The sequence below is a fragment of the Embleya sp. NPDC055664 genome, from assembly GCF_053618075.1.
Genome location: NZ_JBSHGZ010000014.1, coordinates 107,942 through 128,549, shown reverse-complemented (window position 1 = coordinate 128,549; position 20,608 = coordinate 107,942). Strand labels below are relative to the sequence as shown.

The window sequence follows — 20,608 nt, the reverse complement described above, 5'->3', positions numbered from 1 at the left end:
ACCAGATGTCGCTGTCCCGTAGGGGTTTCCTCGGTCGCACCGCCACCACCGGTGCCGGTGTCGCCCTCATCGGCAGCACCGGCATGCTGCTGGCGCCGAATGCCTCGGCCTCGTCCCGCCCCGGCGACCGCCGCCCGCCGGCCCAGGTCGGCTACGGCCCGCTGGTGGACGACCCCGCCGGGCGCCTGGCGCTGCCCAAGGGTTTCTCGTACCAGATAGTCACCGAGGCCGGTGTCACCAAGCTGGAGTCGGGCGAGGCCACCCCGAGCAACCACGACGGCACCGGCGCGTTCAAGCTGCGCGGCGGCGGCACGGTCCTGGTGAACAACCACGAGCTCGGCGGTTCGTTCAAGGACACCCCGCTGCCGGTGCCGCACCTCGCGGGCCTGGTCTACGACGAGGGCCTGCCCGGCGGTTGCACCGTGGTCGAGGTGAACCGTTACGGCAGGCGCATCCGCGAGTACGTCGGCGTGGCCGGCACCGCGACCAACTGCGCGGGCGGGGTGACCCCCTGGGACACCTGGCTGACCTGCGAGGAGACCGAGCAGCTGGCCGGTCAGGGCACCGCCACCAAGGACCACGGCTACGTCTTCGAGGTCGACCCGTACGACCGCCGCGCCAACCGCGACCCGAAGCCGATCAAGGCGCTCGGCCGGTTCGCCCACGAGGCGGTCGCGGTGGACCCGCGCCGCGGCCACCTGTACCTGACCGAGGACGCGAGCAACCCGAACGGACTGCTCTACCGCTGGGAGCCGCCGCGCCACTGGGACGGCGGGCGGGGCCGGCTGCGCAAGCTGGCCGACGACGCGGGCACCCTCGCGGCGATGCGCTGCGTGGACGCGAGCGGCAAGCACGTGGACGACCTCTCCCGGGCGACCGAGGTGGGTACCACCTACGCGGTGAACTGGGTGACCGTGCCGGAGCGCGACGCGCGCACCACCTCGATCCGCAAGCAGTTCCAGAACACCGACATCACCCGCGGCCGCAAGATCGAGGGCATCTGGTGGGGCGACGGCGGCGCGTACGTGGTCACCAGCTTCGCCCGCAAGGAGAGCCCGGGCACCCCGCACGACGGGCAGATCTGGTTCTACGACCCGCGCCGCGGGCGGCTGACCCTGAAGCTGCGCTTCGGCGTCAACACCACGCCGGACGTGGACGGTCCGTTCGACGGCCCGGACAACATCAGCGTGTCGCCGCACGGCGGCGTGATCATCGCCGAGGACGGCGAGGGCGTGCAGCACCTGCTCGGCGCGACCGACGACGGCAAGACCTACCCGGTCGCCCGCAACGACGTGGACGGCGACAGCGAGTTCACCGGCCCGGTCTTCTCCGAGGACGGCCGCACGCTGTTCGCGAACGTGCAGACCCCGGGCACCATGTACGCCATCCAGGGTCCCTGGAAGCGCTGCTGAGGCACCGAGTCGGCGGCCGTCGCCGTCGTCGAAGCCCACTTTTCGGCGCCCGCGCCCACCTTCGCGGTGGGGGCGGGCGCCGAAAGGCGTTCTCCGGGAAGCGCGCTGGGGGCGGGGTCTTCGATCGGGGGCTCGAAGACCCGCCCCGGGCCCGTCAGGCCAGGGCGCGACGGGCCACGGCGGGCTGCCGGGTGCCGTGGATCGAGGACACCATGTCGAGCACCTGGCGGGTCTCCGCCACCTGGTGCGCGCGGTACACCCGGGCCCCGAGCCACGCGCTGACCGCGGTGGTGGCCAGGGTGCCGAGCAGCCGTTCGTTCACCGGCTTGTCCAGCGTCTCGCCGACGAAGTCCTTGTTGGACAGCGAGACCAGGACCGGCCACCCGGTGTCGACCATCTCGCCGAGCCGGCGGGTGGCCTCCAACGAGTGCCGGGTGTTCTTGCCGAAGTCGTGCCCCGGGTCGATCAGGATCGCGTCTCTACGCACGCCGAGCCGCGCGGCGCGCTCGGCCAGGCCCACCGTGACGTCCAGGATGTCGGCCATCACGTCGACGTAGCCGATCCGGTGCGGCCGGGTGCGCGGCTGCGCCCGGCCGGCGTGCGTGCACACGATGCCCGCGTCGAATTTCGCGGCCACCTCGGCCAGCTTGGGATCCACCCCGCCCCACGCGTCGTTGAGCAGGTCGGCGCCCGCGTCGCAGACCGCCTCGGCGACCTCGTGGCGCCACGTGTCCACGCTGATCACCACGTCGGGGTGGCGGCGGCGCACCTCGGCCACGAAGGACACCGTCCGGCGGATCTCCTCCGTGACGTCCACCTCGGCCCCCGGACCGGCCTTCACGCCCCCGATGTCCACGATTCCCGCGCCCTCGTCGATCGCGCGGGCGACCGCGTCCAGGGCCGGCCGATCGTCGAACGTCGCGCCCTTGTCGAAAAACGAGTCCGGTGTCCGATTGATGATCGCCATGATCACCAACTCGTCCCCCTCGAACTCCCGTCGTCCCAGCCTCAGCGTCGTCACCCCGTCGACCTCCGCCCACACCCTGCACGTGCCACCTGACCCCCTGATCGTGGCACGATCGTCCCGTGCGACGAGCCGGGGGCTTCCCGAAACGGCCCGGAGCCGACACCGTTCCAGCGCCTGCACCACCGTCGAAGGGGAGCCGTCCGTGTTCTGGATCCAGCTTGTCGTGGTGATCGGGGTGGTCCTCGTCATCGCCGCGGTCGTGCTCGGGGCGGGTGGCTCCCTTCCCGACGCCTACCGCGAACAGCCCGAGCTGCGGATGCCCGGCGACCGCCCGCTCACGAGCGCCGACGTCGACCACATCCGCTTCCCGGTGGTCTTCCGGGGCTACCGGATGAGCGAGGTGGACCTGGTCCTGGATCGGCTCACCGGCGAACTCGCGGCTCGCGACGCGCGCATCCTGGAGTTGGAGTACAGGATCGCCGGCACCACGCCGGTCGGTGTCGCCTCGGCGACGCCGGGCGTGGCCGCCGCCGGGGCGAGCGCGTTCGGCGCGAGCGGGCACGCCCCCTCCCCGCGCGGCTCGGGCACCACGCTGTCGCTGGAGAAGCCGGAGCGGGCCGAGGCCGCGGGCTCGACGCGGGTCGACACCGAGGCCGCCGAACCGGGGGTCGAACCGGCCGCCGACGCGGACGAGACTCCGGAGTCGAACGTGGACGCGTCGGCTGGGGAGGCGGCGCCCGAGGCCGTTGTGGACGAGGCGAAGGACGAGGCCGAGGACGTGCCGAAGGGCGACGAGCCGAAGGACGACGAGGCGAGCAAGGGCGACGAGGCGAAGGGCGAGCCGAAGTCATGACCGCCGCCACCGCCCCCGTCGTCGGTGGTCCGGTTCCGGGGCCGGACGGACTGCTGCGCTGCCCGTGGGGCGCCACCGGTCCCGAGGACTACCGGGAGTACCACGACACCGAATGGGGCGTCGCGGTGCACGGTGACGACCGGCTGTTCGAGCGGCTGTGTCTGGAGGCGTTCCAGTCCGGTCTGTCGTGGTTGACGATCCTGCGTCGGCGCGAGGGTTTCCGGGCCGCCTTCGCCGACTTCTCCATCGCGCGGGTGGCGGCCTTCGACGACACGGACCGCGCGCGGCTGCTCGCCGACGAGGGCATCATCCGCAATCGGGCCAAGATCGACGCCGCGATCGCCAACGCACACGCGGCACAGGCCCTCCAGGGCGGCCTGGACGCCCTCGTGTGGTCCTTCGCACCTTCCGGCCGCCGGAAGGCCCCCGAGGCCCTCTCGGACGTCCCGGCGGTCACCGACGAGTCCACCGCCCTGGCCAAGGAACTCAAGCGCAAGGGTTTTCGCTTCGTCGGCCCGACCACGGCCTACGCGATGATGCAGGCCTGCGGCCTGGTCAACGACCACCTCAGGACCTGCATCTCCCGCTGACCCGTGCCCACCCCGGCGGGCCGCGTGCGCCCCGCCGGGCGGTGGGGGTCAGCGGCCGAGGAAGGTGGGCTTCTCCTTGGCGACGAAGGCCGCCACCGCGATCCGGTGGTCCTCGGAGGAGCCCGCTCGCAGTTGCAGTTCGTCCTCCTTGGCCAGGGTGTCGATCAGGGAGTGGGAGGCGCCGTAGGCGACCGATTCCTTCAGGGCCGCCAGGGCCACGGTCGGGCCTTCGGCCAGGCGATGGGCCAGGTCGCGGGCGGTGTCGAGGACCTCCTCGGCCGGGACCACCCGGTGGGCCAGGCCCAGCTCCAGTGCCTCGGCGGCCTTGATCGTGCGGGGCAGCATCAGCAGCTCGATCGCCCGGGCCTGGCCGACCAGGCGCGGCAGGGTCCAGGACGCGCCCGAGTCGGCGGTCAGCGCGACCCCCGCGAAGGCGGTGTTGAAGCCGGCCGTGTCCGCCATGATCCGGAAGTCGCAGGCCCAGGCGATCGCCGCGCCGGCCCCGGCGGCCACCCCGTTGACCGCCGCGATCACCGGCTTGGCCATCGTCGCCAGCGCCGTCACGAGCGGGTTGTAGTGCTCGCGCACGGTCGCGAAGGTGGCGTCGGGGCCGGTCTCCAGCTGCCGGATGTGCGCCTTCAGGTCCTGGCCGGCGCAAAACGCCCGACCGCTTCCGGTCAACAGCACCGCCCGGACGGCCGGATCCTCGGCGGCGCGCAGGACCGCGTCGCGCAACGCGATCTTGGTCGGCTCGTCGAGCGAGTTCATCGCCTCGGGCCGGTTCAGGGTGACGGTCGCGACTCCGTCGGCGAGGTCGTACCGCACAATCTCGGCCTTGTCGGTCATGACTTGCCTCCACATCACATACATCGCCGCAGGTGGGATGTGCACAGCATGCCGGAAGCCGGATCCGGCCCCCGCCCCGCCCCTGACGGACCGTCAGCCGCATTTCCGAGCCGGGACGGACCATCCCATTCCGCGCCGTACGGACGGGGTTGGAGAGGTCGACGGGACCCGATGTTGCTCACCCCACCGTTCGATGCGGGATAATGGTCCCTGATCAATGCTCTCGAAGACCGGTGGCCGGTTTGAGCACCGGTGCGTCGATATGCAGGAAGGGGAACGAGCATGGCGGCCATGAAGCCGCGGACGGGCGACGGCCCGCTCGAGGTGACCAAGGAAGGGCGGGGCATCGTCATGCGCGTTCCGCTTGAGGGCGGTGGACGGCTCGTGGTCGAGCTGTCGGCCGATGAGGCCGGCGCCCTGAGCGAGGCGCTGAAGAACGCCGTGGGCTGACCCCCTGGGGCGACGCCCTCGACGAAAGTCGTGATGCGACGGCCCCGGCACGGACATGGAGACTCATGTTCGTACCGGGGCCGTCGGCATGTGCGTGGGCGGGTCGCATGTCGGCCCGGTCGGGCTCAGCCCCGACGGGCCGCACACAGCAGGCCGTCGCCGACCGGGAGCAGCGCCGGCACCAGCGACTCGTGCTCGCGGATCACCCGCAACACGTCGCGCACGGCGGCGGTCTCCGCGTCGCGGTGCGCCGGATCGGCCACCCGGTCGCGCAGCAGCGCGTTGTCGAAACAGACCACGCCGCCGGGCCGCAACAACCGCAGCGCCTCGGCGAGGTAGTCCAGGTATTCGAGCTTGTCCCCGTCGCAGAACACCAGGTCGTAGCCGCCGTCGGCGAGCCGGGGCAGCACCTCCAGGGCCCGGCCCGGGATGAACCTGGCGCGCCCGCTGGGAAAGCCCGCCTCGGTGAAGGTCTCCTTGGCGAGCCGCTGGTTCTCGGGATCGGCGTCGACCGTGGTGAGCACCCCGTCGGAGCGCATGCCGCGCAGCAGGTAGAGGCCGGACACCCCGGTCCCGGTCCCGATCTCGGCGACCGCCTTGGCCTCGACCGCGGCGGCGAGGAAGCGCAGCGCGGCGCCGCCGCCGGGACCTATCGGGAGCACGCCGACTTCCCGGGCGCGGGCGCGGGCGCCCGCGAGGACGGCGTCCTCGCCGACGTACTCTTCCGCGAACGCCCAGCTCGCCTGGCGATTGCCGGAAATGGCTTCCTCCTCTGTCCCGGCCGCCCGTTCGCGCTCGAGACGGGTCGGCCACCTGAGCGCAAGCGTATTACCGAGGCGTCCCCCCACCGCCCGGGGAGCGCCGCACGATTGCCCGACCTCCCCGGCCCCGGCCCCGCCGACGCCCCCACCCCGTGGCGCGTCAGCGCCCACGACCCGGGCCGACGGTCCCCGCCCACCCGCTCCCGCCGCGGACCCGCCCGTGGCGAGCCGGCCCGCGCGACCAGCCCTCGGCGAGCCGGCCCCGAGCGCCCGCCCCGGGAACCCCGTATGGATGTGGTTCGTTGGCCCCCACGGAAGACAGGTGAACACGAGGCTCGTGGTCTCGCGGCACCGGAGGTTGGGTCGGACCGGGGCTCGGCGCCCTTATCCGGGCTTAACAGGCAGGACGCTTATGGTGGTTGCGCTACTCGGAAGAGGAGGTGTGGCAGTGGTCGACCGTCGCGGGGAACAATCCTGTACTCGCGAGCCGTCGCCGATGCCGGATCACGTGGCCGAAGCCGCAAACGCAACCAGCAGCCCAGCCCAGGCCGAATGGGTCCCGCCGACGTGGGAGGACATCGTCCGCACCCACTCCGCGCGGGTGTATCGGCTCGCCTACCGCCTCAGTGGCAACCCGCACGACGCGGACGACATCACCCAAGAGGTGTTCGTCCGAGTGTTCCGATCGTTGTCGAGCTACACGCCCGGCACGTTCGAGGGTTGGCTGCACCGCATCACCACGAACCTTTTCCTCGACATGGTTCGGCGCCGTCAGCGCATCCGCTTCGAGGGTCTGGGCGACGACGCGGGCGAACGCCTCGCCGGTCGTGAGCTCTCGCCCGCGCAGGCATACGACGACGCCCACCTGGACGCGGACGTCCAGCAGGCGCTGGACGCGCTCGCGCCGGAGTTCCGCGCCGCGGTCGTACTGTGTGACATCGAGGGCCTGTCGTACGAGGAGATCGCCACCACGCTCGGAGTGAAACTCGGGACCGTGCGCAGCCGCATCCACCGCGGCCGGTCCCAGCTCCGTGCGGCGCTGCGGCACCGTGCTCCCCGGAACAAGGCAGGCCAGGAGACGGCTGCGGAGGTCCGGACCACGGTGCGGAGATGAGGGACCGTGAGCAGTGAGCCCGGCGACCGCTTGGGCAGGGGGGTAGTGAGTGCCACACGGCTGGGGCGCGCCGCGACCCGATGTGGGGCATGCGAGGTGGGGACATGAGCCACCCCGAGGACAAGCTCGCCGCCTATGTGGACGGCGAACTGGGCCATGAGGCCCGGGAGAAGGTGCTGGCGCACCTCGCCGAATGCGCGGACTGTCGCGTGGAGGCCGAGGAGCAGCGCCAGGTGAAGCAGTTGCTCGGCAACGCGCGTCAACCCGGCCCCTCCGAGGACCTGATGGCGCGGTTGTTCGCGCTCGGGGAATCCGCCGAGGAGCCGCCCGCGCCGCCCGCGGGCGGCGATCGATTCATGTTCCCGGCCGCCGGGCGACCCACGGGCTCGACCCGCGCACGTTCGCGGTCGACCGGCCCGCGGGCGGGCCGGCCCGGCAACATGCCCGAGCGGGTGCGCCCGCCGGTGAGCCGGCGTCGGCTGACGTTCGCGGCGGCCGGCGCATTCTCGATGATGGCCGTCGCGCTGAGCAGCGCCTTCGTGCCGGGCGGGACCAGCGGCGGCACCGAGGGCCGACCCGCGGCCCCGGCCGTCGAGCGCTACCTGGTGGAGCAGGCCGCGAGCACCGGCGCGTTGCCTGCGGGCAAGTCGGTCAAACGCTCCGAGCCGGTGCTCGCGGGGGCGTCCATGACGGTGCCGGTCCACACGATCGAGGCCCGGCACTAGCTGCCGCGCCGCAGGCCGTACCCCCGGTCCCGGGCGCCGATGCGCCGGGTCCGGGGCGCCCGCGCGGATCCGCGCGGGCGCGCTGCTTTCGGGCGGGTTCGCGTGTGGGATGTGACGGGTATCCGCTGCCGCCGGGACGCCGGCGAGCGGCACGCGCAAGACTGTGGCCGGGCCGGAGAAGCAGCGGATGCCCCGGCACACCGGGAGCGGTAGGAAGGCACACGATGAGCGACGCATACGGCCGTGGGGGAGCGGAGCCGCCGCGAGGCGACGACGCGCCGGCCGGACCGGCACCCGAGCACGACCTCGGCGCGGAGCCGGCGGCCTTCCCGCCCGGTGGCCCGCGGGTGTCGACGGACCCCGGAGAGGACACACCCGACGGCGCGGCCGCGGGCCCCGCGGCTTCCGGCCGGGCGGCGGACGAGGAGCCGCCCACCGAGGTCCGACCGGTGTCGGGGGCGGAGGACTCCGCCGGGGACGACTCGCGGGCTTCGGACACGGGCGCCGGGACGGGTCGCGGGGACGCGGCCGACGGCGGCGCCGAGCCGGGTCACCGGGGCGCGACCACCGAAGGCTTCGCCGCGCCCGGCGGCTCGCACGCGGCCGATGCCGAGCCCGCCGCGTTTCCCGTGCGGACGTCGTTGGCCAAGGAGCCGCCGCCGGCCGATCCCGCCGCCGAACCCGATGCGTTCGGGGTGCCGACGCCCGATGTCCGGGACGCGGTGACCGCCGAGGTGCCCGTGGTGCACGGCACCGCCGAGTTGCCGGCCGCGGACGACCCCGGCTACGACCCGTTCGCCCCGCCGCCGCAGCCGCCGCCCGCCGGGCCACCCCCGCAGCAGCCCACCGGGCAGTGGCCGGGATATCCGGGGCAGCCCGGTGCCTACGGTGTGCCGGCCGGCGTCGCGCATCCGGGCTACGGGCCCTACGGGCCGTACCCCTCGTACGCCCCGCAGACCGGCTACGCGCCCTATCAGGCCGTGCCGTACGGCTATGCCGTCCCCGGGGACATGACCGGCGCGGGCGGGCCCACGGAGGACCTGGGTCGGCGCTACGGGCGACGGCTGGTGGTGTGGGCCGCGGCCCTCGCCCTCGTCGCCGGGTTGATCGGCGGCGGCATCGGGGCCTGGATCGCCGATCGGCACGACACCAGGATCCGCCTGGGCGACCCGCCGCAGAGCGGTCCGGCCCGGGGCAAGGACACCATCGCCGGCCTCGCGGACCGCACGCTGCCCGGCGTGGTGTACATCCACGCCAAGACCGGTCGCGGCGAGGCCACCGGCACCGGCTTCGTGCTGGACACCGCCGGCGACATCCTGACCAACAACCACGTCGTGGACTCGGCCGCGTCCGGCGGCACGATCACGGTGACGTTCAACGACGGGCAGCGCACCACCGCGACCCTGGTCGGCCGGGACGCCGGCTACGACCTCGCGGTGATCCGGGTGTCCGGCGTCCAGGGGCTGCACCCGCTGCCGCTGGGCAACTCCGATGCCGTGCAGGTCGGTGACCCGGTGATCGCGATCGGTGCGCCGTTCAACCTGGAGGGCACCGTCACCTCCGGGATCATCAGCGCCAAGGACCGCGCGGTCAGCGCCGGCTCCTCCGGCAGCGATGTCTCCTACATCAGCGCGTTGCAGACCGACGCGCCGATCAACCCCGGCAACTCCGGCGGGCCGCTGATCGACGCGGCGGGTTCGGTGATCGGGATCAACTCGGCGATCCGCTCGGCCGGCGGCGGTGGCCAGGGCAATCCGTTCGGGGCGCAGCAGGAGGCGGGCAGCATCGGCCTCGGCTTCGCGATCCCGATCAACCAGGCGCGCCGGGTCGCGCAGCAGTTGATCGACACCGGCAAGGCCTCGCATCCGGTGATCGGCGTCTCGCTCGACGTCGCCTACACGGGCGACGGCGCCCGGATCGCGTCGGAGGACGTCAAGGGCACGCCGCCGGTGCGTCCGGGCGGACCCGCCGAGCAGGCCGGGCTCAAACCGGGCGACGTGATCAAGGCGATCGACGGTCGCCGGGTGCACGACGCGAACGAGTTGATCGTGGCGATCCGGTCCAAGGCGCCGGGCGGCGTGGTCAAGCTCACCATCGAGCGTGACGGCGCGGAGCGCTCGGTCGACATGACCCTCCAGGCGGGCTGACCCGGGGGCCGGCCGTCCCCGAGGGGCCGGCCGGCCGCCAAGCAGGATGACTCGGACATGACGTACACATGGCCGGGTGATCACATCTTTTGCCAATAGGCGCCAAGCGACCGGTTCGGTGCCGCCCGCGACCTTCCGTTCGGGGGGTCGACGACTACTCTGAGGGGGTTCGGTCACCCGACCGAACCCCCTCGCGCAATCTCGTGGAGTCCAGGTGTTCGACGTCGGTGCACCCGAGATGGTCGCGCTCGTCATCCTCGCGATCGTCATCTTCGGTCCCGAGAAGCTGCCGAAGATGATCGGCGACGTGGCGCGCACCATTCGCAAGTTCCGCGAGTTCTCCTCCGGGGCCCGCGCGGACCTGAAGAAGGAACTGGGTCCGGAGTTCCAGGACATGCACCTGGAGGACCTGAACCCGAAGACCTTCGTCCGCAAGAACCTGATGGGCGACGGCGACGACGATCTGGGCATCCGGGAGTTGCGCGACTCGCTCGGCAAGGACTTCGACGACATCAAGGGTCTGGCGAGCGGCAACCTCTTCGAGCCGGACGTGCCCGACACCTCGCACCGCCCGTCGGCCGGGCAGTCGTCCGCGCCGAAGACCTCGCTGCACAAGAACGGCGGCGCCGCCCGGGTCGAGCCCGGCGAGCGTCCGCCGTACGATGCCGACGCCACCTGAGGGTCGACCCCGCCCGTCTCCGGCCGGGGATCCGCGGCCCGCATTCGGGCCGACCGGCGCCGCACACGGCGTCGGAGCACCCGCGCGTTCGGGCACTATGGAGCCCGAGTACACGGGCGGTGTGTGGTCGGTGACTCGGCGGATACATGTATCGCACGGCTCGTCCACCCGGCATCGCTCGGGGGAGTGGCCGCCCGACATGGCAGACCGAGGCAGCCGGCGCGGCGCCGTCGCGCCGCGCGAGAGGACCTGAGGCGGAGCATGGACACAATCAGCCACGCGGGCGAGGCGTTGCCCGCCGAAGGGGCCGGCAGGCCCGATCTGCTGGCGGAATACCTGAGCTCGGACTTTCCCTGGTACGGCCTGGACGAGGGCTGGAACGGGCGGCGTTGGTTGTCCTCGGTGTGCCGGGGGCGGGGCACGATCGAGTACGGCACGCTGGGCCACGGCGACCTGCCCAGCCGCCGGCCCGGTGACCCCACGCCTCGCCGGTTCGTGTCCGTGGTGACCGTCCCGCAGCGGCCCAAGCGGCCGGCCGGCGACGGCACGGGACAGATGGAGGCCACGTCGAAGGCGAGCGCGGCGTCACTCGCAGGGGTGGCGTTGCTCGCGGACAGTTGGCCGTGGCAGTTGGACCGCGCGACCCGTGCGGAGTGGCTGGATCAGCAGACGAACATCGCATGGGACCTGTCCGACAATCTGCCCGGACCGGGGTGGACGGACCTGGCGATCCCGGTCGACGGGGTGCCGGCGCGTTTCCGCTACCGGGAGTCGGCGTACGGCTGGGTGCTCGCGGGGGAGAGCGCGGGGGTGTACCTGGGGGTGTACGGCCGGGGCGCGAGCGCGTACGGCCTGGGCCTGTCCCGCTCGGTGGATCTGCGAACGTACGCGACGCCGGACGCGTGAGCGCCCGGCGCGGCCCCGGGGTCACGGACGCGCCGCAACGGGCGGGCGTGCCCCCGGGATCGGCGCGCCGAGACCCCGAACGGGTGCCGGGGCCGGACAGGGTCTAGAAGTTGCGCAGCGGGGTCAGGCCGAGCTGGAGGCCGGAGAGGCCGCGCTCGCGACCGCCGAGCTTCGCCGCGACCGCGCCGAGCGCGACGGCGGCGGGCGAGTCGGGCGCGTCGACGACGACCGGGCGGCCGGTGTCGCCGCCCTCGCGCAGCCGGGTGTCGATCGGGATCGAGCCGAGCAGCGGCACCTTCGTGCCGGTGGCCGCGGACAGGCCGTCGGCGACGCGCTGTCCGCCGCCGGAGCCGAACACGTCGACCATCTCGCCGCAGTGCGGGCAGGGCAGCCCGGCCATGTTCTCGATCACGCCGGCGATCGTCTGGCGGGTCTCGACCGCGATCGTGCCGGCCCGCTCGGCGACCTCGGCGGCGGCCTGCTGCGGCGTGGTCACCACCAGGATCTCCGCGTTGGGCACCAACTGGGCGACCGAGATGGCGATGTCGCCGGTGCCCGGCGGGAGGTCCAGGAGCAGGACGTCGAGGTCGCCCCAGTAGACGTCGGCCAGGAACTGCTGGAGCGCGCGGTGCAACATCGGCCCGCGCCAGACCACCGGCGCGTTGCCGGGGGTGAACATGCCGATCGAGATGACCTTCACACCCAGCGCCGACGGCGGCATGATCATGTTCTCGACCTGGGTGGGCTTGCCCTCGGCGCCGAGCATGCGCGGCACCGAGTGGCCGTAGATGTCCGCGTCCACCACGCCGACCTTCAGGCCCTGCCCGACCATCGCCGCGGCCAGGTTCACCGTCACCGAGGACTTGCCGACGCCGCCCTTGCCGGAGGCCACCGCGTAGACCCGGGTCAGCGAGCCGGGCTTGGCGAACGGCACCTCGCGCTCGGCCTGGCCGCCGCGCAGTCGGCTCGCCAGCTCCTTGCGCTGCGTGTCGCTCATCACGTCGAGTTCGACGCCGACCGAGGTCACCCCGGGCAGCGCGGCCACGGCGGTCTCCACCCGGCTGATGATCGTCTCGCGCATCGGACAGCCGCTGACCGTCAGATAGACCGCGACCTCGACCCGACCGTCGGCCAGGATGTCGACGGATTTGACCATGCCCAGTTCGGTGATGGGCCGGTGGATCTCGGGGTCCTGGACGGTCGCCAGGGCATCCTGGACGTCGTCCGCCGAGGGCAGGGTTGCAGAAGCCATACCGTGAGCTTACGACCCTCGCGCCGGAATCCTTTGCGAGCATCGGGATCCGGGCCCGGAGCGGGGGCTGCGAACCGACGGGGAGGTGCCGCGTGACGATATCGGCCGAGCGGACGCGAGTGGCGGAGTTCCGCCGGGCCCTGGGCCTGGCGACGCTGATCGACGTGCACACGCACTTCATGCCCAAGCAGGTGCTGGACAAGGTGTGGGCGTACTTCGACGCGGCCGGTCCGCTGATCGGCCGGCCGTGGCCGATCACCTATCGCCTGGACGAGGACGCGCGGGTCGCCACGCTGCGCGACTTCGGCGTCTCGGCGTTCACCTCGATGTTGTATCCGCACAAGCCCGCGATGGCCGCGTGGCTGAACGCGTGGTCGCGCGAGTTCGCCGCGCGCACCCCCGACTGTCTGCATACGGCGACGTTCTTCGCCGAACCCGACGCGGCCAAGTACGTGCGCGAGGCGATCGACGCGGGTGCGGTGGTGTTCAAGGCGCACGTCCAGGTCGGTGGCTGGGATCCGACCGATCCGCTCCTGGACGACGTGTGGGGCACGCTCGCCGACGCCGGGGTGCCGGTGGTCGCGCACTGCGGGTCCGGGCCGGTGCCCGGGGCGCACACCGGGCCGGAGCCGATCGCCCGGGTGCTGGCCCGGCATCCGCGGCTGGCGCTGATCGTCGCGCACATGGGGATGCCGGAGTACGGCGCGTTCCTGGACCTGGCGGCGCGCTACCCGAGGGTGCACCTGGACACCACGATGGCGTTCACCGAATTCGTCGAGGAGGCCGCCCCGTTCCCGTCGGCCGACCGGCCCCGGCTGCTCGACGCGGCGGATCGCATCCTGTGGGGCAGCGACTTCCCGAACATCCCCTACGGCTACGCCGACGCGCTCGCCGCGCTCACCCGGGTCGACCTCGGCGACGACTGGCTGCGCGCGGTCTGCCACGACAACGCGGCGCGGCTGTTCGGCCTCGCCCGGGGCCTTCCCGGGGTCTCGCAAGCCCGCCCGTAAACCCGTGCCGGCGCGTCGGTGCGGCCGGCTACCGTGCCGGGGGTGGAGAGGATCGGGTACGTCCGGGGAGATGCCACCACGCCGCTGGGCAAGGGCGTCAAGGTGATTGCGCACGTGTGCAACGACCGGGGCGGCTGGGGCAAGGGCTTCGTGCTCGCGCTGTCCAAGCGGTGGCCGGAGCCGGAGGCCGACTACCGGCGGTGGTACCGCGAGCGGGCGGGCAACGACTTCGGACTCGGCGCGGTGCGGCTGGTCCGGGTGGACACCTACCTGTGGGTGGCCAACCTGATCGGCCAACACGGCACCCGTACCGGCAGCAAGGGCCCGCCGGTGCGCTACGACGCGATCGACCGGGCCCTGGGCACCCTCGGCGAGCGGGCGCTCGAACTCGGCGCGTCGGTCCACATGCCGCGAATTGGCTGTGGTCTGGCCGGGGGCACGTGGGGCAGGGTGGAGCCGCTCATCCTCGAACGGTTGAGCGGGCGCGGTGTCCCGGTCACCGTCTACGACCACGACTGACCACGAGGCGGGCGCGCGGTGACCATCCGAACCACGACGGGCACCGACGCGGGCGCCGAGGCCGCGGCGCCCGCGCGCCGGCCCACCCTTTGGCGCGACGCCTCCCTCTCGGCGGTGCTCGCCGGCCTGATCGCGGTGCTGGTCTCCTACTCGGGGCCCCTGGTGATCGTGCTCTCCGCCGCGGCCGGCGCGGGGCTGAGCCCGGCGCAGACCGGCTCGTGGGTGTGGGCGCTGTCCATCGGCAGCGGGCTGACCTGCCTGGGCCTGAGCCTGTACACCCGGATGCCGATCGTCACCGCGTGGTCCACCCCGGGGGCCGCGCTTTTGGTGACCAGCCTGGGCTCGTACGCGTACCCCGAGGCGATCGGCGCGTTCGTGGTCACCGGCGTGCTGATCACCGTGATCGGGGTGACCGGCGTGTTCGGCCGCCTGATGCGCAAGGTGCCCGGCGCGGTGGTGTCCGCGATGCTCGCCGGGATCCTGTTCTCGTTCGGCACCGGGGTGTTCACCTCGGTGCGCACCGCGCCGTGGATCGGCGGCGGGGTCCTGCTCGGCTACCTGGTGGCCAGGCGCTTCGTGCCGCGCTACGCGGTACTGGTCGCGCTCGTGGTCGGGGTGGGCTGCGCGGCGGCCGGATCGCGGTTGCACGTGCACGTGGACTCGTTCGAGATCGCCCGGCCGGTGTGGACCACGCCGCACCTGTCCGTACCCGCGCTGATCGGGATCACCGTGCCGCTCCTGGTGGCCACGCTCGCGTCGCAGAACGCGCCCGGGATGGGGGTGCTGACGGCCTCCGGCTACCGGCCCGACGACCGAGTGTTGATCGGCTCCACCGGCGCGGTGTCCACGCTGCTCGCGCCGTTCGGGTCGCACGCGATCAACCTGGCCGCGATCACCGCGGCGATCTGTACCGGACCCGAGGCGCACCGCGACCCCCGCAGGCGTTATGTCGCGGGGGTCGCGTGTGGCGTGTTCTACCTGGTCGTCGGGATGTTCGGGTCGACCCTGGTCGCGGTGTTCGCGGGCCTGCCCAAGGAACTGATCGCCGCGGTCGCGGGTGTCGCGCTGTTCGGCGCGTTGGCGAGCGGGCTGACCGGTGCGATGGCCGACGACGAGCACCGGGAGGCGGCGCTGATCACCTTCCTGGCCACCGCGTCCGGGGTGACCATCCGGGGCATCGGGTCCGCGTTCTGGGGCTTGATCGCGGGGGTCCTGGCCCACGTGGTGCTCTCGTCGCGGTGGTTCAGCCGGCCGGCCGCACGCCCATGAGCACGCGCATGCCCTCGGCGAGGTCGCGCCCGGTGGGGGCGGTGTCCGGGGCGAACATCCACTGGCTGACCACACCCACCAGCAGCGCCTGACACAACGATCCGACCGTGCGGGTCAGGTGCTCGTTGCCCTCCTCGGGCACCCCGAGGAAGACCGAGGCGAGGCCGCTGCGCCCCGCGTCCTGCGCCGCGCCGAGCACCTTGTGGATCTCCGGCAACTCGTCGAGGTGGGCCAGGATCTCGAAGTTGGCCGCCCACATCATGCGGTGCGACTCCATCAGGTCGATCACCCGCGCCCAGATCGCCTCGAACCGCTCCAGCGGCGCGGTCTCGGTGCCTACCGCCTCCGTCAGCGCGGCGGACAACTCGTCGCCCCAGCCCTCGATCGACTCCAGGAGCGCCTGCTGCATCAGCGCGTCCTTGGATCCGTAGTGGTAGCCGATCGAGCCCAGGTTGGTCCCCGACGCGGCGACGATGTCGCGCGCGGTGGTGCGCATGTAGCCCTTTTCGTACAGGCAACGTTTGGCTCCGGCCAGCAGGTCTTCGCGATGTCCCATGGCCCGATGGTAGCGCCGTTCTAGACGGATGTCTTATACGAGCGACTCATACATTTGTATAAGACGGTCGGGGCTACTCGGACTCCGGCGGGCGGCCCGCCCGGCCCAGGTGCGCGTCGGTGACCTCGCGGCCCATCAGCCAGCCGTCCGTCTCCCGACGCTCGTCCAACTCCTTGAGCATGGACTGCAGTTCCGAGCGCAGGAAGTCGCGCGTGGCCACCTCGCCGAGGGCGATCCGCAGTGCCGCGACCTCGCGGGTCAAATACTCGGTGTCGGCGATGTTGCGCTCGTTGCGGGCCCGGTCCTGCTCCAGATTGACGCGGTCCCGGTCGTCCTGGCGATTTTGCGCGAGCAGGATCAGCGGCGCCGCGTACGACGCCTGGAGGGACAGCGCCAGGGTCAGGAAGATGAACGGATACTCGTCGAAGCGCAGCGCCGGCGGCACGAAGATGTTCCAGCCGATCCACACGATCACCGTGGCGGTCATGTAGACCAGGAACCGGCCGGTGCCCAGGAAGCGGGCGATCCGCTCGGAGAACCGGCCGAACGCCTCCGGGTCGTACGCGGGCAGCAGCGGACGCCGCCGCGGATCGCGCGGTTGATCCAGGCGCGGACGACGCCGCTTGTCGGCGCTCGTGCTCTCACGTGCCACGGCGGACACCCCCGTCTCCGTGTATCGCGCCCTCGCGCCAGTCCTCGGGCAGCAGGTGGTCGAGCACGTCGTCGACGGTGACCGCGCCGAGCAGGTGGTCGTCCTCGTCCACCACGGGCGCGGCGACCATGTTGTAGGCGGCCAGGAAGCTGGTCACCTCGGCGAGCGGGGTGTCCGGCCGCAGCGGCATCAGGTCGGTGTCCAGGACCGCGCCGACCAGGGTGAACGGCGGATCGCGCAGCAGCCGCTGGAAGTGCACCGTGCCCAGATACTTGCCGGTCGGCGTCTCGGTCGGCGGCCGGCACACGTAGACCTGACTGGCCAGCGCCGGCGACAGGTCGGCGTTGCGCACCTGCGCCAGCGCCTCGGCGATGGTCGCGCCCGGCTCCAGCACGATCGGCTCGGTGGTCATCATGCCGCCGGCGGTGTCCTCGACGTAGGTCAGCAGCCGGCGCACGTCCTCCGCCTCCTCCGGCTCCATCAGACCCAGCAGGCGCTCCGCGGTGTCCTCGGGCAGCTCGGAGATCAGGTCGGCCGCGTCGTCGGGGTCCATCGCCTCCAGCACGTCGGCCGCGCGCTCCTCCTGGAGCTGGCCCAGGATCTCCACCTGGTCGTCCTCGGGCAACTCCTCCAGCACGTCGGCGAGCCGGTCGTCGTCCAGCGCCGCGGCCACCTCGGCACGGCGCTTGGCGGACAGGTTGTGCAGCACGTTGGCCAGGTCGGCGGGGCGCAACTGCTCGAACGTGGCGAGCAGGTTCGCCGCACCCTGCTGATCCTCGGGGCGCTCGAAGCCGACCACCGCGTTCCAGTCGACGGTGATCGTCTCGCCGCGCCTGCGGCGCAGCGCCGAGGTGCCGCCCTTTTGCACGAAGAGCTTGGAGATCAGCCAGTTGCGCCCGCGCCCGAGCGCCATCGCCACGTCGAGGACGGTGACCGACTCGTCGTTCTCGGCCAGCGTCACCCGCCGGTCCAGCATCTCGGCGAGCACCAACGTCTCGCTCGGTCGTTGCTCGAAACGGCGCATGTTGACCAGCCCGGTGGTGATCACCTCACCGGTCTCCACGCTGGTCACCCGGGTCATCGGGACGAAGATCCGGCGCCGGGTGGCCACCTCGACGACCAGGCCGAGCACCCGCGGGGGCAGTTGGGCGGTGCGCAGCATGACGACGACGTCGCGCAGCCGGCCGACGTGGTCGCCGTTGGGATCGAACACGGCCACGCCCGCGAGGTGCGAGATGAACACCCGTCCGGATGACGCACCCATGCCGTGGTCCCTCCGTCGCCGATGTCCGCCGCCGATGTGCCGCGCCGCCGATGTGTGTGCCCGCTCGTGCCGGGGGCATCCCAGTCGGTCAGGCTACCGGTGAAGGTGGGCACGATCACGACACCTCCCGCCCGGCTCAGTACAGTGCCGCCCGTGCGCTTGCCTCAGACGAAGACCACGATCGCCCTCCTGACCGCCTGCGTCCTCGCCGGCACGGCGTGTTCGAAGGCGGAGACCGGGCTCGGTTCGGAGTCCGCGGACGCCATCACCGGCAAGGCCAAGGCGGCGGCGGCCGGGACCGGAGCGGTGCACGTGCAGGGGGTGTGGAAGATCCAGACCCAGCAGTTCAGGATCGACCTGCGCCTCAAGCGCGACGGCGGAGTGGGCACCGTGGTCACCGCCGACAGCACCATCGAACTGCTGCGCATCGGCCAGGATCTGTACGTCCGCGGCGACGCCCGGCTGTACCAGGGCCGGGACGGGCGCGGCGGGGCGGACGTCGAGCAGTCGGCGCAGGCGTTGCGGGACAAGTTCGTCAAGGTGCCCGCCTCCGACCCCAGTTACGCGCGACTGTCCGGCTTCACCCGGATGCAGGACATGATCACCGATCTGATCCGGCTCAACGGCAAACTCAAGAAGGACGGCCGGGAAAAGGTGCGGGGCGTCGAAACGCTCAAGGTGGTGGCCGACCGCGGGCGCGGCGGCGAGTTGCGGGTGGCGCTGACCGGGACGCCGTATCCGCTCAAGTACATTCCGTCGCCGAGCGGCGGAGCGCTCGAACTGTTCGAGTACGACCAGGACTTCCCGTTGGTGCTGCCCCATGCCGACGAGGTGCTGGACTACGGCACGCTGACCGACGGCAAGGACCCGTCGGGCAAGCCGACCGGCAAGCCCACGGACAAGCCCGGCGGGCCGGTGCCGGGCACCGACTGAGCCCGGCCGCGCGGGCTCCGGGATACCGTTTCCGGGAGCACGACGCGGGAGCACGACGACGCGGACGGGCGTCGAGGCGGTCGGCGAAACCTACGAGACATCGAACGACGAGGGAACCAGGCGATGGATCACGTGCGACGCGGCTTCGTGGTGGCGACGGCGGCGGTATCGGTCACGGTGCTGGTCGCCGGGTGCAGTCCGGGACGGCCCGCGCACCGCTCGTGGCAGGCGCCGGTGGACGAGCCGACGGCGGGCGCGCCGCTGGGCAACCAGGTGGACGGGCTCGACCCGGCGGCGATCCTGCAGCGGGCCCAGGCCGCGACGGCCGCGGCCAAGTCGGTACACGTGAAGGGGGAGTTGGCGGTCCCGGGCACGGCGGGCAAGCCGGCGAAGCCGTTCAGTGTGGACATGCGCTTCACCAGCACCGGCAGCGCGGGCCAGATCGTCGAGGACAACACGACCGCGTACATCACCCGGGTGCAGAACCAGGTCTGGTTCCGGGGCGACGCGAAGTTCTGGTCCAAGGTCGACGGCGCCGGCTCCGAGGTGGGCAACCACGACAAGTTCGTCCAGGTGCCCTCCGGCGACAAGAAGTACAGCGGCATCGTCGAGAACACCTACGTCGAGCGGCTGACCACCAAGCTGATGGGCAAGCCGGGCAAGCTGGAGAAGGGCGCCGTCAAGCAGGTCAACGGACACCGGGCGATCGCCCTGGAGAACCGCACGCCGGGCGCGGGCGGCGTCATCTGGGTGGCCACCGAGGGCGCTCCGTATCTGCTGCGCATGGAGTCCGCCGCCGACGCGCGCCAGGCCGGAGCGTTCGACTTCCTCGCCTACGGCGAGCGGGTCGACCTGCACGCGCCGGACCCCAAGGAAGTGGTGGACAAGGACCTGACCACGCCGGGGCGGTCGACGAGCAGCGGCAACGGCTCCACCGGCCCAGGCGGCTCCACCGGGCGTCCGTCGACCGGCGCGCCCGCCACGAGCTCGTCGGGCACTACCCGCCGACCCGACATCGGGCGCACGCCCAAGCCGCCGGTGCCGACGGGGCTCAGGAGCGACCCGGTGCTGTTCCCCTGAGTCGCGCTCGATCCGTCGGCGCGGGCTTCAGGCGCGCCGGCGCAGCCGGCCGATCGACCAGTTGAGCGGGGACGCGCCCCGGGTCACCGCGGGTGAGCCGATCGGCACCGCGCGGCCGGCATCGTGGGGCAGCGCCCGGGCGGACCCGGTGGGGGTGAGCCGGACCAGGTCGCACTCCCGGGCCCAGCGCGCGGGCTGCTCCTCGCCGTCGGGCGCGTTCAACCGGGCGGCGTGCAGGGCGAGTACGGCCGGCTCGTAGCTCGGGTCGCCGGGCGCGACCACCGCGACCCGGGCGGTCCAGCCCGGCAGCCGGCCGCCCTTGTCCTTGCTGCGCACGTCCACCAGCACGGTCGCGGCGGCGGTCAGGCCGGGCACGAACTGCTCCACCGCGCCGGGTTCGCGGGCGGTCACCAGCCACGAGGCGCCGTCGAGCCACACGTGCCAGACGGGGCGGGCCGGGGCGGGGGCGACGGTGAGCCACAGGAGGCCGGACTTCTTCGCGGCCTCTTCGAGCAGTGCGGCCTCTTCCAGCAGTGCCGCCGCTTCGGGCGGGGCGCCTTCGGGCGTGCCGTCGGTGTCCGTCATGCGCCACAGCGTCCCACAACGCGCGGGCCCCGAACGTG

At 72.6% G+C, this 20,608-nt stretch carries 22 protein-coding genes; 14 read left to right on the top strand and 8 right to left on the bottom strand.

What is annotated here, in order from left to right; translation table 11 throughout:
- Positions 1 to 5: 5 nt before the first annotated feature.
- Positions 6 to 1,412: an alkaline phosphatase PhoX gene (locus ACWGR4_RS23410; RefSeq protein WP_379999767.1), complete on the top strand. Its 1,407-nt coding sequence runs from the start codon at positions 6 to 8 to the stop codon at positions 1,410 to 1,412.
- Positions 1,413 to 1,566: 154 nt separating this feature from the next.
- Here the strand turns inward: ACWGR4_RS23410 and folP are convergent, their stop codons facing one another.
- Entirely contained in the window at positions 1,567 to 2,379 is an 813-nt protein-coding gene (gene folP / locus ACWGR4_RS23405; RefSeq protein WP_452132895.1) for a dihydropteroate synthase, read from the bottom strand.
- A 202-nt stretch (positions 2,380 to 2,581) separates the two neighbouring features.
- On the opposite strand from folP, the gene ACWGR4_RS23400 reads away from it, so the two are divergent.
- Both ACWGR4_RS23400 and ACWGR4_RS23395 read left to right on the top strand, forming a co-directional pair.
- Positions 2,582 to 3,232, top strand: coding sequence for a DivIVA domain-containing protein (locus ACWGR4_RS23400; RefSeq protein WP_452132887.1), 651 nt, complete (start codon positions 2,582 to 2,584; stop codon positions 3,230 to 3,232).
- Complete coding sequence (locus ACWGR4_RS23395) at positions 3,229 to 3,822, top strand: DNA-3-methyladenine glycosylase I (RefSeq protein WP_379999771.1); 594 nt, start codon at positions 3,229 to 3,231, stop codon at positions 3,820 to 3,822. Before ACWGR4_RS23400 ends, ACWGR4_RS23395 begins: the two co-directional genes overlap by 4 nt.
- A gap of 48 nt (positions 3,823 to 3,870) precedes the next feature.
- Here the strand turns inward: ACWGR4_RS23395 and ACWGR4_RS23390 are convergent, their stop codons facing one another.
- Entirely contained in the window at positions 3,871 to 4,668 is a 798-nt protein-coding gene (locus ACWGR4_RS23390; RefSeq protein WP_379999773.1) for an enoyl-CoA hydratase/isomerase family protein, read from the bottom strand.
- A gap of 282 nt (positions 4,669 to 4,950) precedes the next feature.
- Between ACWGR4_RS23390 and ACWGR4_RS23385 the strand changes: the two genes are divergently transcribed.
- Positions 4,951 to 5,118: a DUF3117 domain-containing protein gene (locus tag ACWGR4_RS23385; protein ID WP_078976897.1), complete on the top strand. Its 168-nt coding sequence runs from the start codon at positions 4,951 to 4,953 to the stop codon at positions 5,116 to 5,118.
- A gap of 125 nt (positions 5,119 to 5,243) precedes the next feature.
- On the opposite strand, the gene ACWGR4_RS23380 is transcribed toward ACWGR4_RS23385, so the two are convergent.
- The gene (locus ACWGR4_RS23380) at positions 5,244 to 5,879 is read right to left on the bottom strand and encodes an O-methyltransferase (RefSeq protein ID WP_078979442.1); all 636 of its coding nucleotides are present in this window, start codon (positions 5,877 to 5,879) and stop codon (positions 5,244 to 5,246) included.
- A gap of 496 nt (positions 5,880 to 6,375) precedes the next feature.
- Here ACWGR4_RS23380 and sigE point away from each other — a divergent pair, with 496 nt between their 5' ends.
- From sigE to ACWGR4_RS23355, 5 genes are all read left to right on the top strand, one after another.
- On the top strand, positions 6,376 to 6,993 hold the full coding sequence (gene sigE / locus ACWGR4_RS23375; protein WP_101897113.1) for an RNA polymerase sigma factor SigE: 618 nt from the start codon (positions 6,376 to 6,378) through the stop codon (positions 6,991 to 6,993).
- A gap of 104 nt (positions 6,994 to 7,097) precedes the next feature.
- Positions 7,098 to 7,718: an anti-sigma factor family protein gene (locus ACWGR4_RS23370; protein WP_452132888.1), complete on the top strand. Its 621-nt coding sequence runs from the start codon at positions 7,098 to 7,100 to the stop codon at positions 7,716 to 7,718.
- 224 nt (positions 7,719 to 7,942) lie between these two features.
- Entirely contained in the window at positions 7,943 to 9,865 is a 1,923-nt protein-coding gene (locus tag ACWGR4_RS23365) for a trypsin-like peptidase domain-containing protein (protein ID WP_452132889.1), read from the top strand.
- 238 nt (positions 9,866 to 10,103) lie between these two features.
- Positions 10,104 to 10,544 (top strand): Sec-independent protein translocase subunit TatB, encoded by a 441-nt coding sequence (locus ACWGR4_RS23360; protein WP_380000034.1) that lies wholly within the window; start codon positions 10,104 to 10,106, stop codon positions 10,542 to 10,544.
- Between the two features lie 261 nt (positions 10,545 to 10,805).
- Entirely contained in the window at positions 10,806 to 11,450 is a 645-nt protein-coding gene (locus tag ACWGR4_RS23355; RefSeq protein ID WP_379999780.1) for a hypothetical protein, read from the top strand.
- A 103-nt stretch (positions 11,451 to 11,553) separates the two neighbouring features.
- Here ACWGR4_RS23355 and ACWGR4_RS23350 read toward each other — a convergent pair whose 3' ends face one another.
- Entirely contained in the window at positions 11,554 to 12,702 is a 1,149-nt protein-coding gene (locus ACWGR4_RS23350; RefSeq protein ID WP_379999782.1) for an Mrp/NBP35 family ATP-binding protein, read from the bottom strand.
- 92 nt (positions 12,703 to 12,794) lie between these two features.
- Here ACWGR4_RS23350 and ACWGR4_RS23345 point away from each other — a divergent pair, with 92 nt between their 5' ends.
- Genes ACWGR4_RS23345 through ACWGR4_RS23335 form a run of 3 tightly spaced genes read left to right on the top strand, consistent with a single transcriptional unit; the run spans position 12,795 to position 15,500 of the window.
- The gene (locus tag ACWGR4_RS23345) at positions 12,795 to 13,712 is read left to right on the top strand and encodes an amidohydrolase family protein (protein ID WP_452132890.1); all 918 of its coding nucleotides are present in this window, start codon (positions 12,795 to 12,797) and stop codon (positions 13,710 to 13,712) included.
- Positions 13,713 to 13,754: 42 nt separating this feature from the next.
- The gene (locus ACWGR4_RS23340; RefSeq protein ID WP_379999787.1) at positions 13,755 to 14,231 is read left to right on the top strand and encodes a macro domain-containing protein; all 477 of its coding nucleotides are present in this window, start codon (positions 13,755 to 13,757) and stop codon (positions 14,229 to 14,231) included.
- A gap of 18 nt (positions 14,232 to 14,249) precedes the next feature.
- A complete protein-coding gene (locus tag ACWGR4_RS23335; protein ID WP_452132891.1) occupies positions 14,250 to 15,500 on the top strand; it encodes a benzoate/H(+) symporter BenE family transporter in 1,251 nt (416 codons plus the stop codon).
- Here the strand turns inward: ACWGR4_RS23335 and ACWGR4_RS23330 are convergent.
- The 3 genes from ACWGR4_RS23330 to ACWGR4_RS23320 all read right to left on the bottom strand — a co-directional run bounded on the left by ACWGR4_RS23330 (position 15,475) and on the right by ACWGR4_RS23320 (position 17,972).
- Entirely contained in the window at positions 15,475 to 16,056 is a 582-nt protein-coding gene (locus ACWGR4_RS23330) for a TetR/AcrR family transcriptional regulator (RefSeq protein ID WP_379999791.1), read from the bottom strand. The two genes, ACWGR4_RS23335 and ACWGR4_RS23330, sit on opposite strands and share 26 nt — an antisense overlap.
- A 73-nt stretch (positions 16,057 to 16,129) precedes the next feature.
- A complete protein-coding gene (locus ACWGR4_RS23325; RefSeq protein ID WP_452132892.1) occupies positions 16,130 to 16,708 on the bottom strand; it encodes a DUF1003 domain-containing protein in 579 nt (192 codons plus the stop codon).
- Positions 16,698 to 17,972: a magnesium transporter MgtE N-terminal domain-containing protein gene (locus ACWGR4_RS23320; RefSeq protein WP_452132893.1), complete on the bottom strand. Its 1,275-nt coding sequence runs from the start codon at positions 17,970 to 17,972 to the stop codon at positions 16,698 to 16,700. Before ACWGR4_RS23320 ends, ACWGR4_RS23325 begins: the two co-directional genes overlap by 11 nt.
- 153 nt (positions 17,973 to 18,125) lie before the next feature.
- On the opposite strand from ACWGR4_RS23320, the gene ACWGR4_RS23315 reads away from it, so the two are divergent.
- Entirely contained in the window at positions 18,126 to 18,905 is a 780-nt protein-coding gene (locus ACWGR4_RS23315) for a hypothetical protein (protein ID WP_379999797.1), read from the top strand.
- Between the two features lie 123 nt (positions 18,906 to 19,028).
- Positions 19,029 to 19,985 carry a hypothetical protein gene (locus ACWGR4_RS23310; protein ID WP_452132894.1) on the top strand — a complete coding sequence of 319 codons (957 nt, stop codon included), beginning with the start codon at positions 19,029 to 19,031 and terminating at the stop codon, positions 19,983 to 19,985.
- Between the two features lie 27 nt (positions 19,986 to 20,012).
- Here ACWGR4_RS23310 and ACWGR4_RS23305 read toward each other — a convergent pair whose 3' ends face one another.
- Positions 20,013 to 20,570: a hypothetical protein gene (locus tag ACWGR4_RS23305; protein ID WP_379999800.1), complete on the bottom strand. Its 558-nt coding sequence runs from the start codon at positions 20,568 to 20,570 to the stop codon at positions 20,013 to 20,015.
- Positions 20,571 to 20,608 lie beyond the last annotated feature (38 nt).

Coding starts and splice junctions, on each gene's coding strand:
- ACWGR4_RS23310 (WP_452132894.1), top strand. CDS start 19,029: ATGGATCACGTGCGACGCGGCTTCGTGGTGGCGACGGCGGCGGTATCG.
- ACWGR4_RS23305 (WP_379999800.1), bottom strand. CDS start 20,570: ATGACGGACACCGACGGCACGCCCGAAGGCGCCCCGCCCGAAGCGGCG.
- folP (WP_452132895.1), bottom strand. CDS start 2,379: ATGGCGATCATCAATCGGACACCGGACTCGTTTTTCGACAAGGGCGCG.
- ACWGR4_RS23390 (WP_379999773.1), bottom strand. CDS start 4,668: ATGACCGACAAGGCCGAGATTGTGCGGTACGACCTCGCCGACGGAGTC.
- ACWGR4_RS23410 (WP_379999767.1), top strand. CDS start 6: ATGTCGCTGTCCCGTAGGGGTTTCCTCGGTCGCACCGCCACCACCGGT.
- ACWGR4_RS23365 (WP_452132889.1), top strand. CDS start 7,943: ATGAGCGACGCATACGGCCGTGGGGGAGCGGAGCCGCCGCGAGGCGAC.
- ACWGR4_RS23350 (WP_379999782.1), bottom strand. CDS start 12,702: ATGGCTTCTGCAACCCTGCCCTCGGCGGACGACGTCCAGGATGCCCTG.
- ACWGR4_RS23395 (WP_379999771.1), top strand. CDS start 3,229: ATGACCGCCGCCACCGCCCCCGTCGTCGGTGGTCCGGTTCCGGGGCCG.
- ACWGR4_RS23385 (WP_078976897.1), top strand. CDS start 4,951: ATGGCGGCCATGAAGCCGCGGACGGGCGACGGCCCGCTCGAGGTGACC.
- sigE (WP_101897113.1), top strand. CDS start 6,376: ATGCCGGATCACGTGGCCGAAGCCGCAAACGCAACCAGCAGCCCAGCC.
- ACWGR4_RS23330 (WP_379999791.1), bottom strand. CDS start 16,056: ATGGGACATCGCGAAGACCTGCTGGCCGGAGCCAAACGTTGCCTGTAC.
- ACWGR4_RS23370 (WP_452132888.1), top strand. CDS start 7,098: ATGAGCCACCCCGAGGACAAGCTCGCCGCCTATGTGGACGGCGAACTG.
- ACWGR4_RS23360 (WP_380000034.1), top strand. CDS start 10,104: ATGGTCGCGCTCGTCATCCTCGCGATCGTCATCTTCGGTCCCGAGAAG.
- ACWGR4_RS23320 (WP_452132893.1), bottom strand. CDS start 17,972: ATGGGTGCGTCATCCGGACGGGTGTTCATCTCGCACCTCGCGGGCGTG.
- ACWGR4_RS23355 (WP_379999780.1), top strand. CDS start 10,806: ATGGACACAATCAGCCACGCGGGCGAGGCGTTGCCCGCCGAAGGGGCC.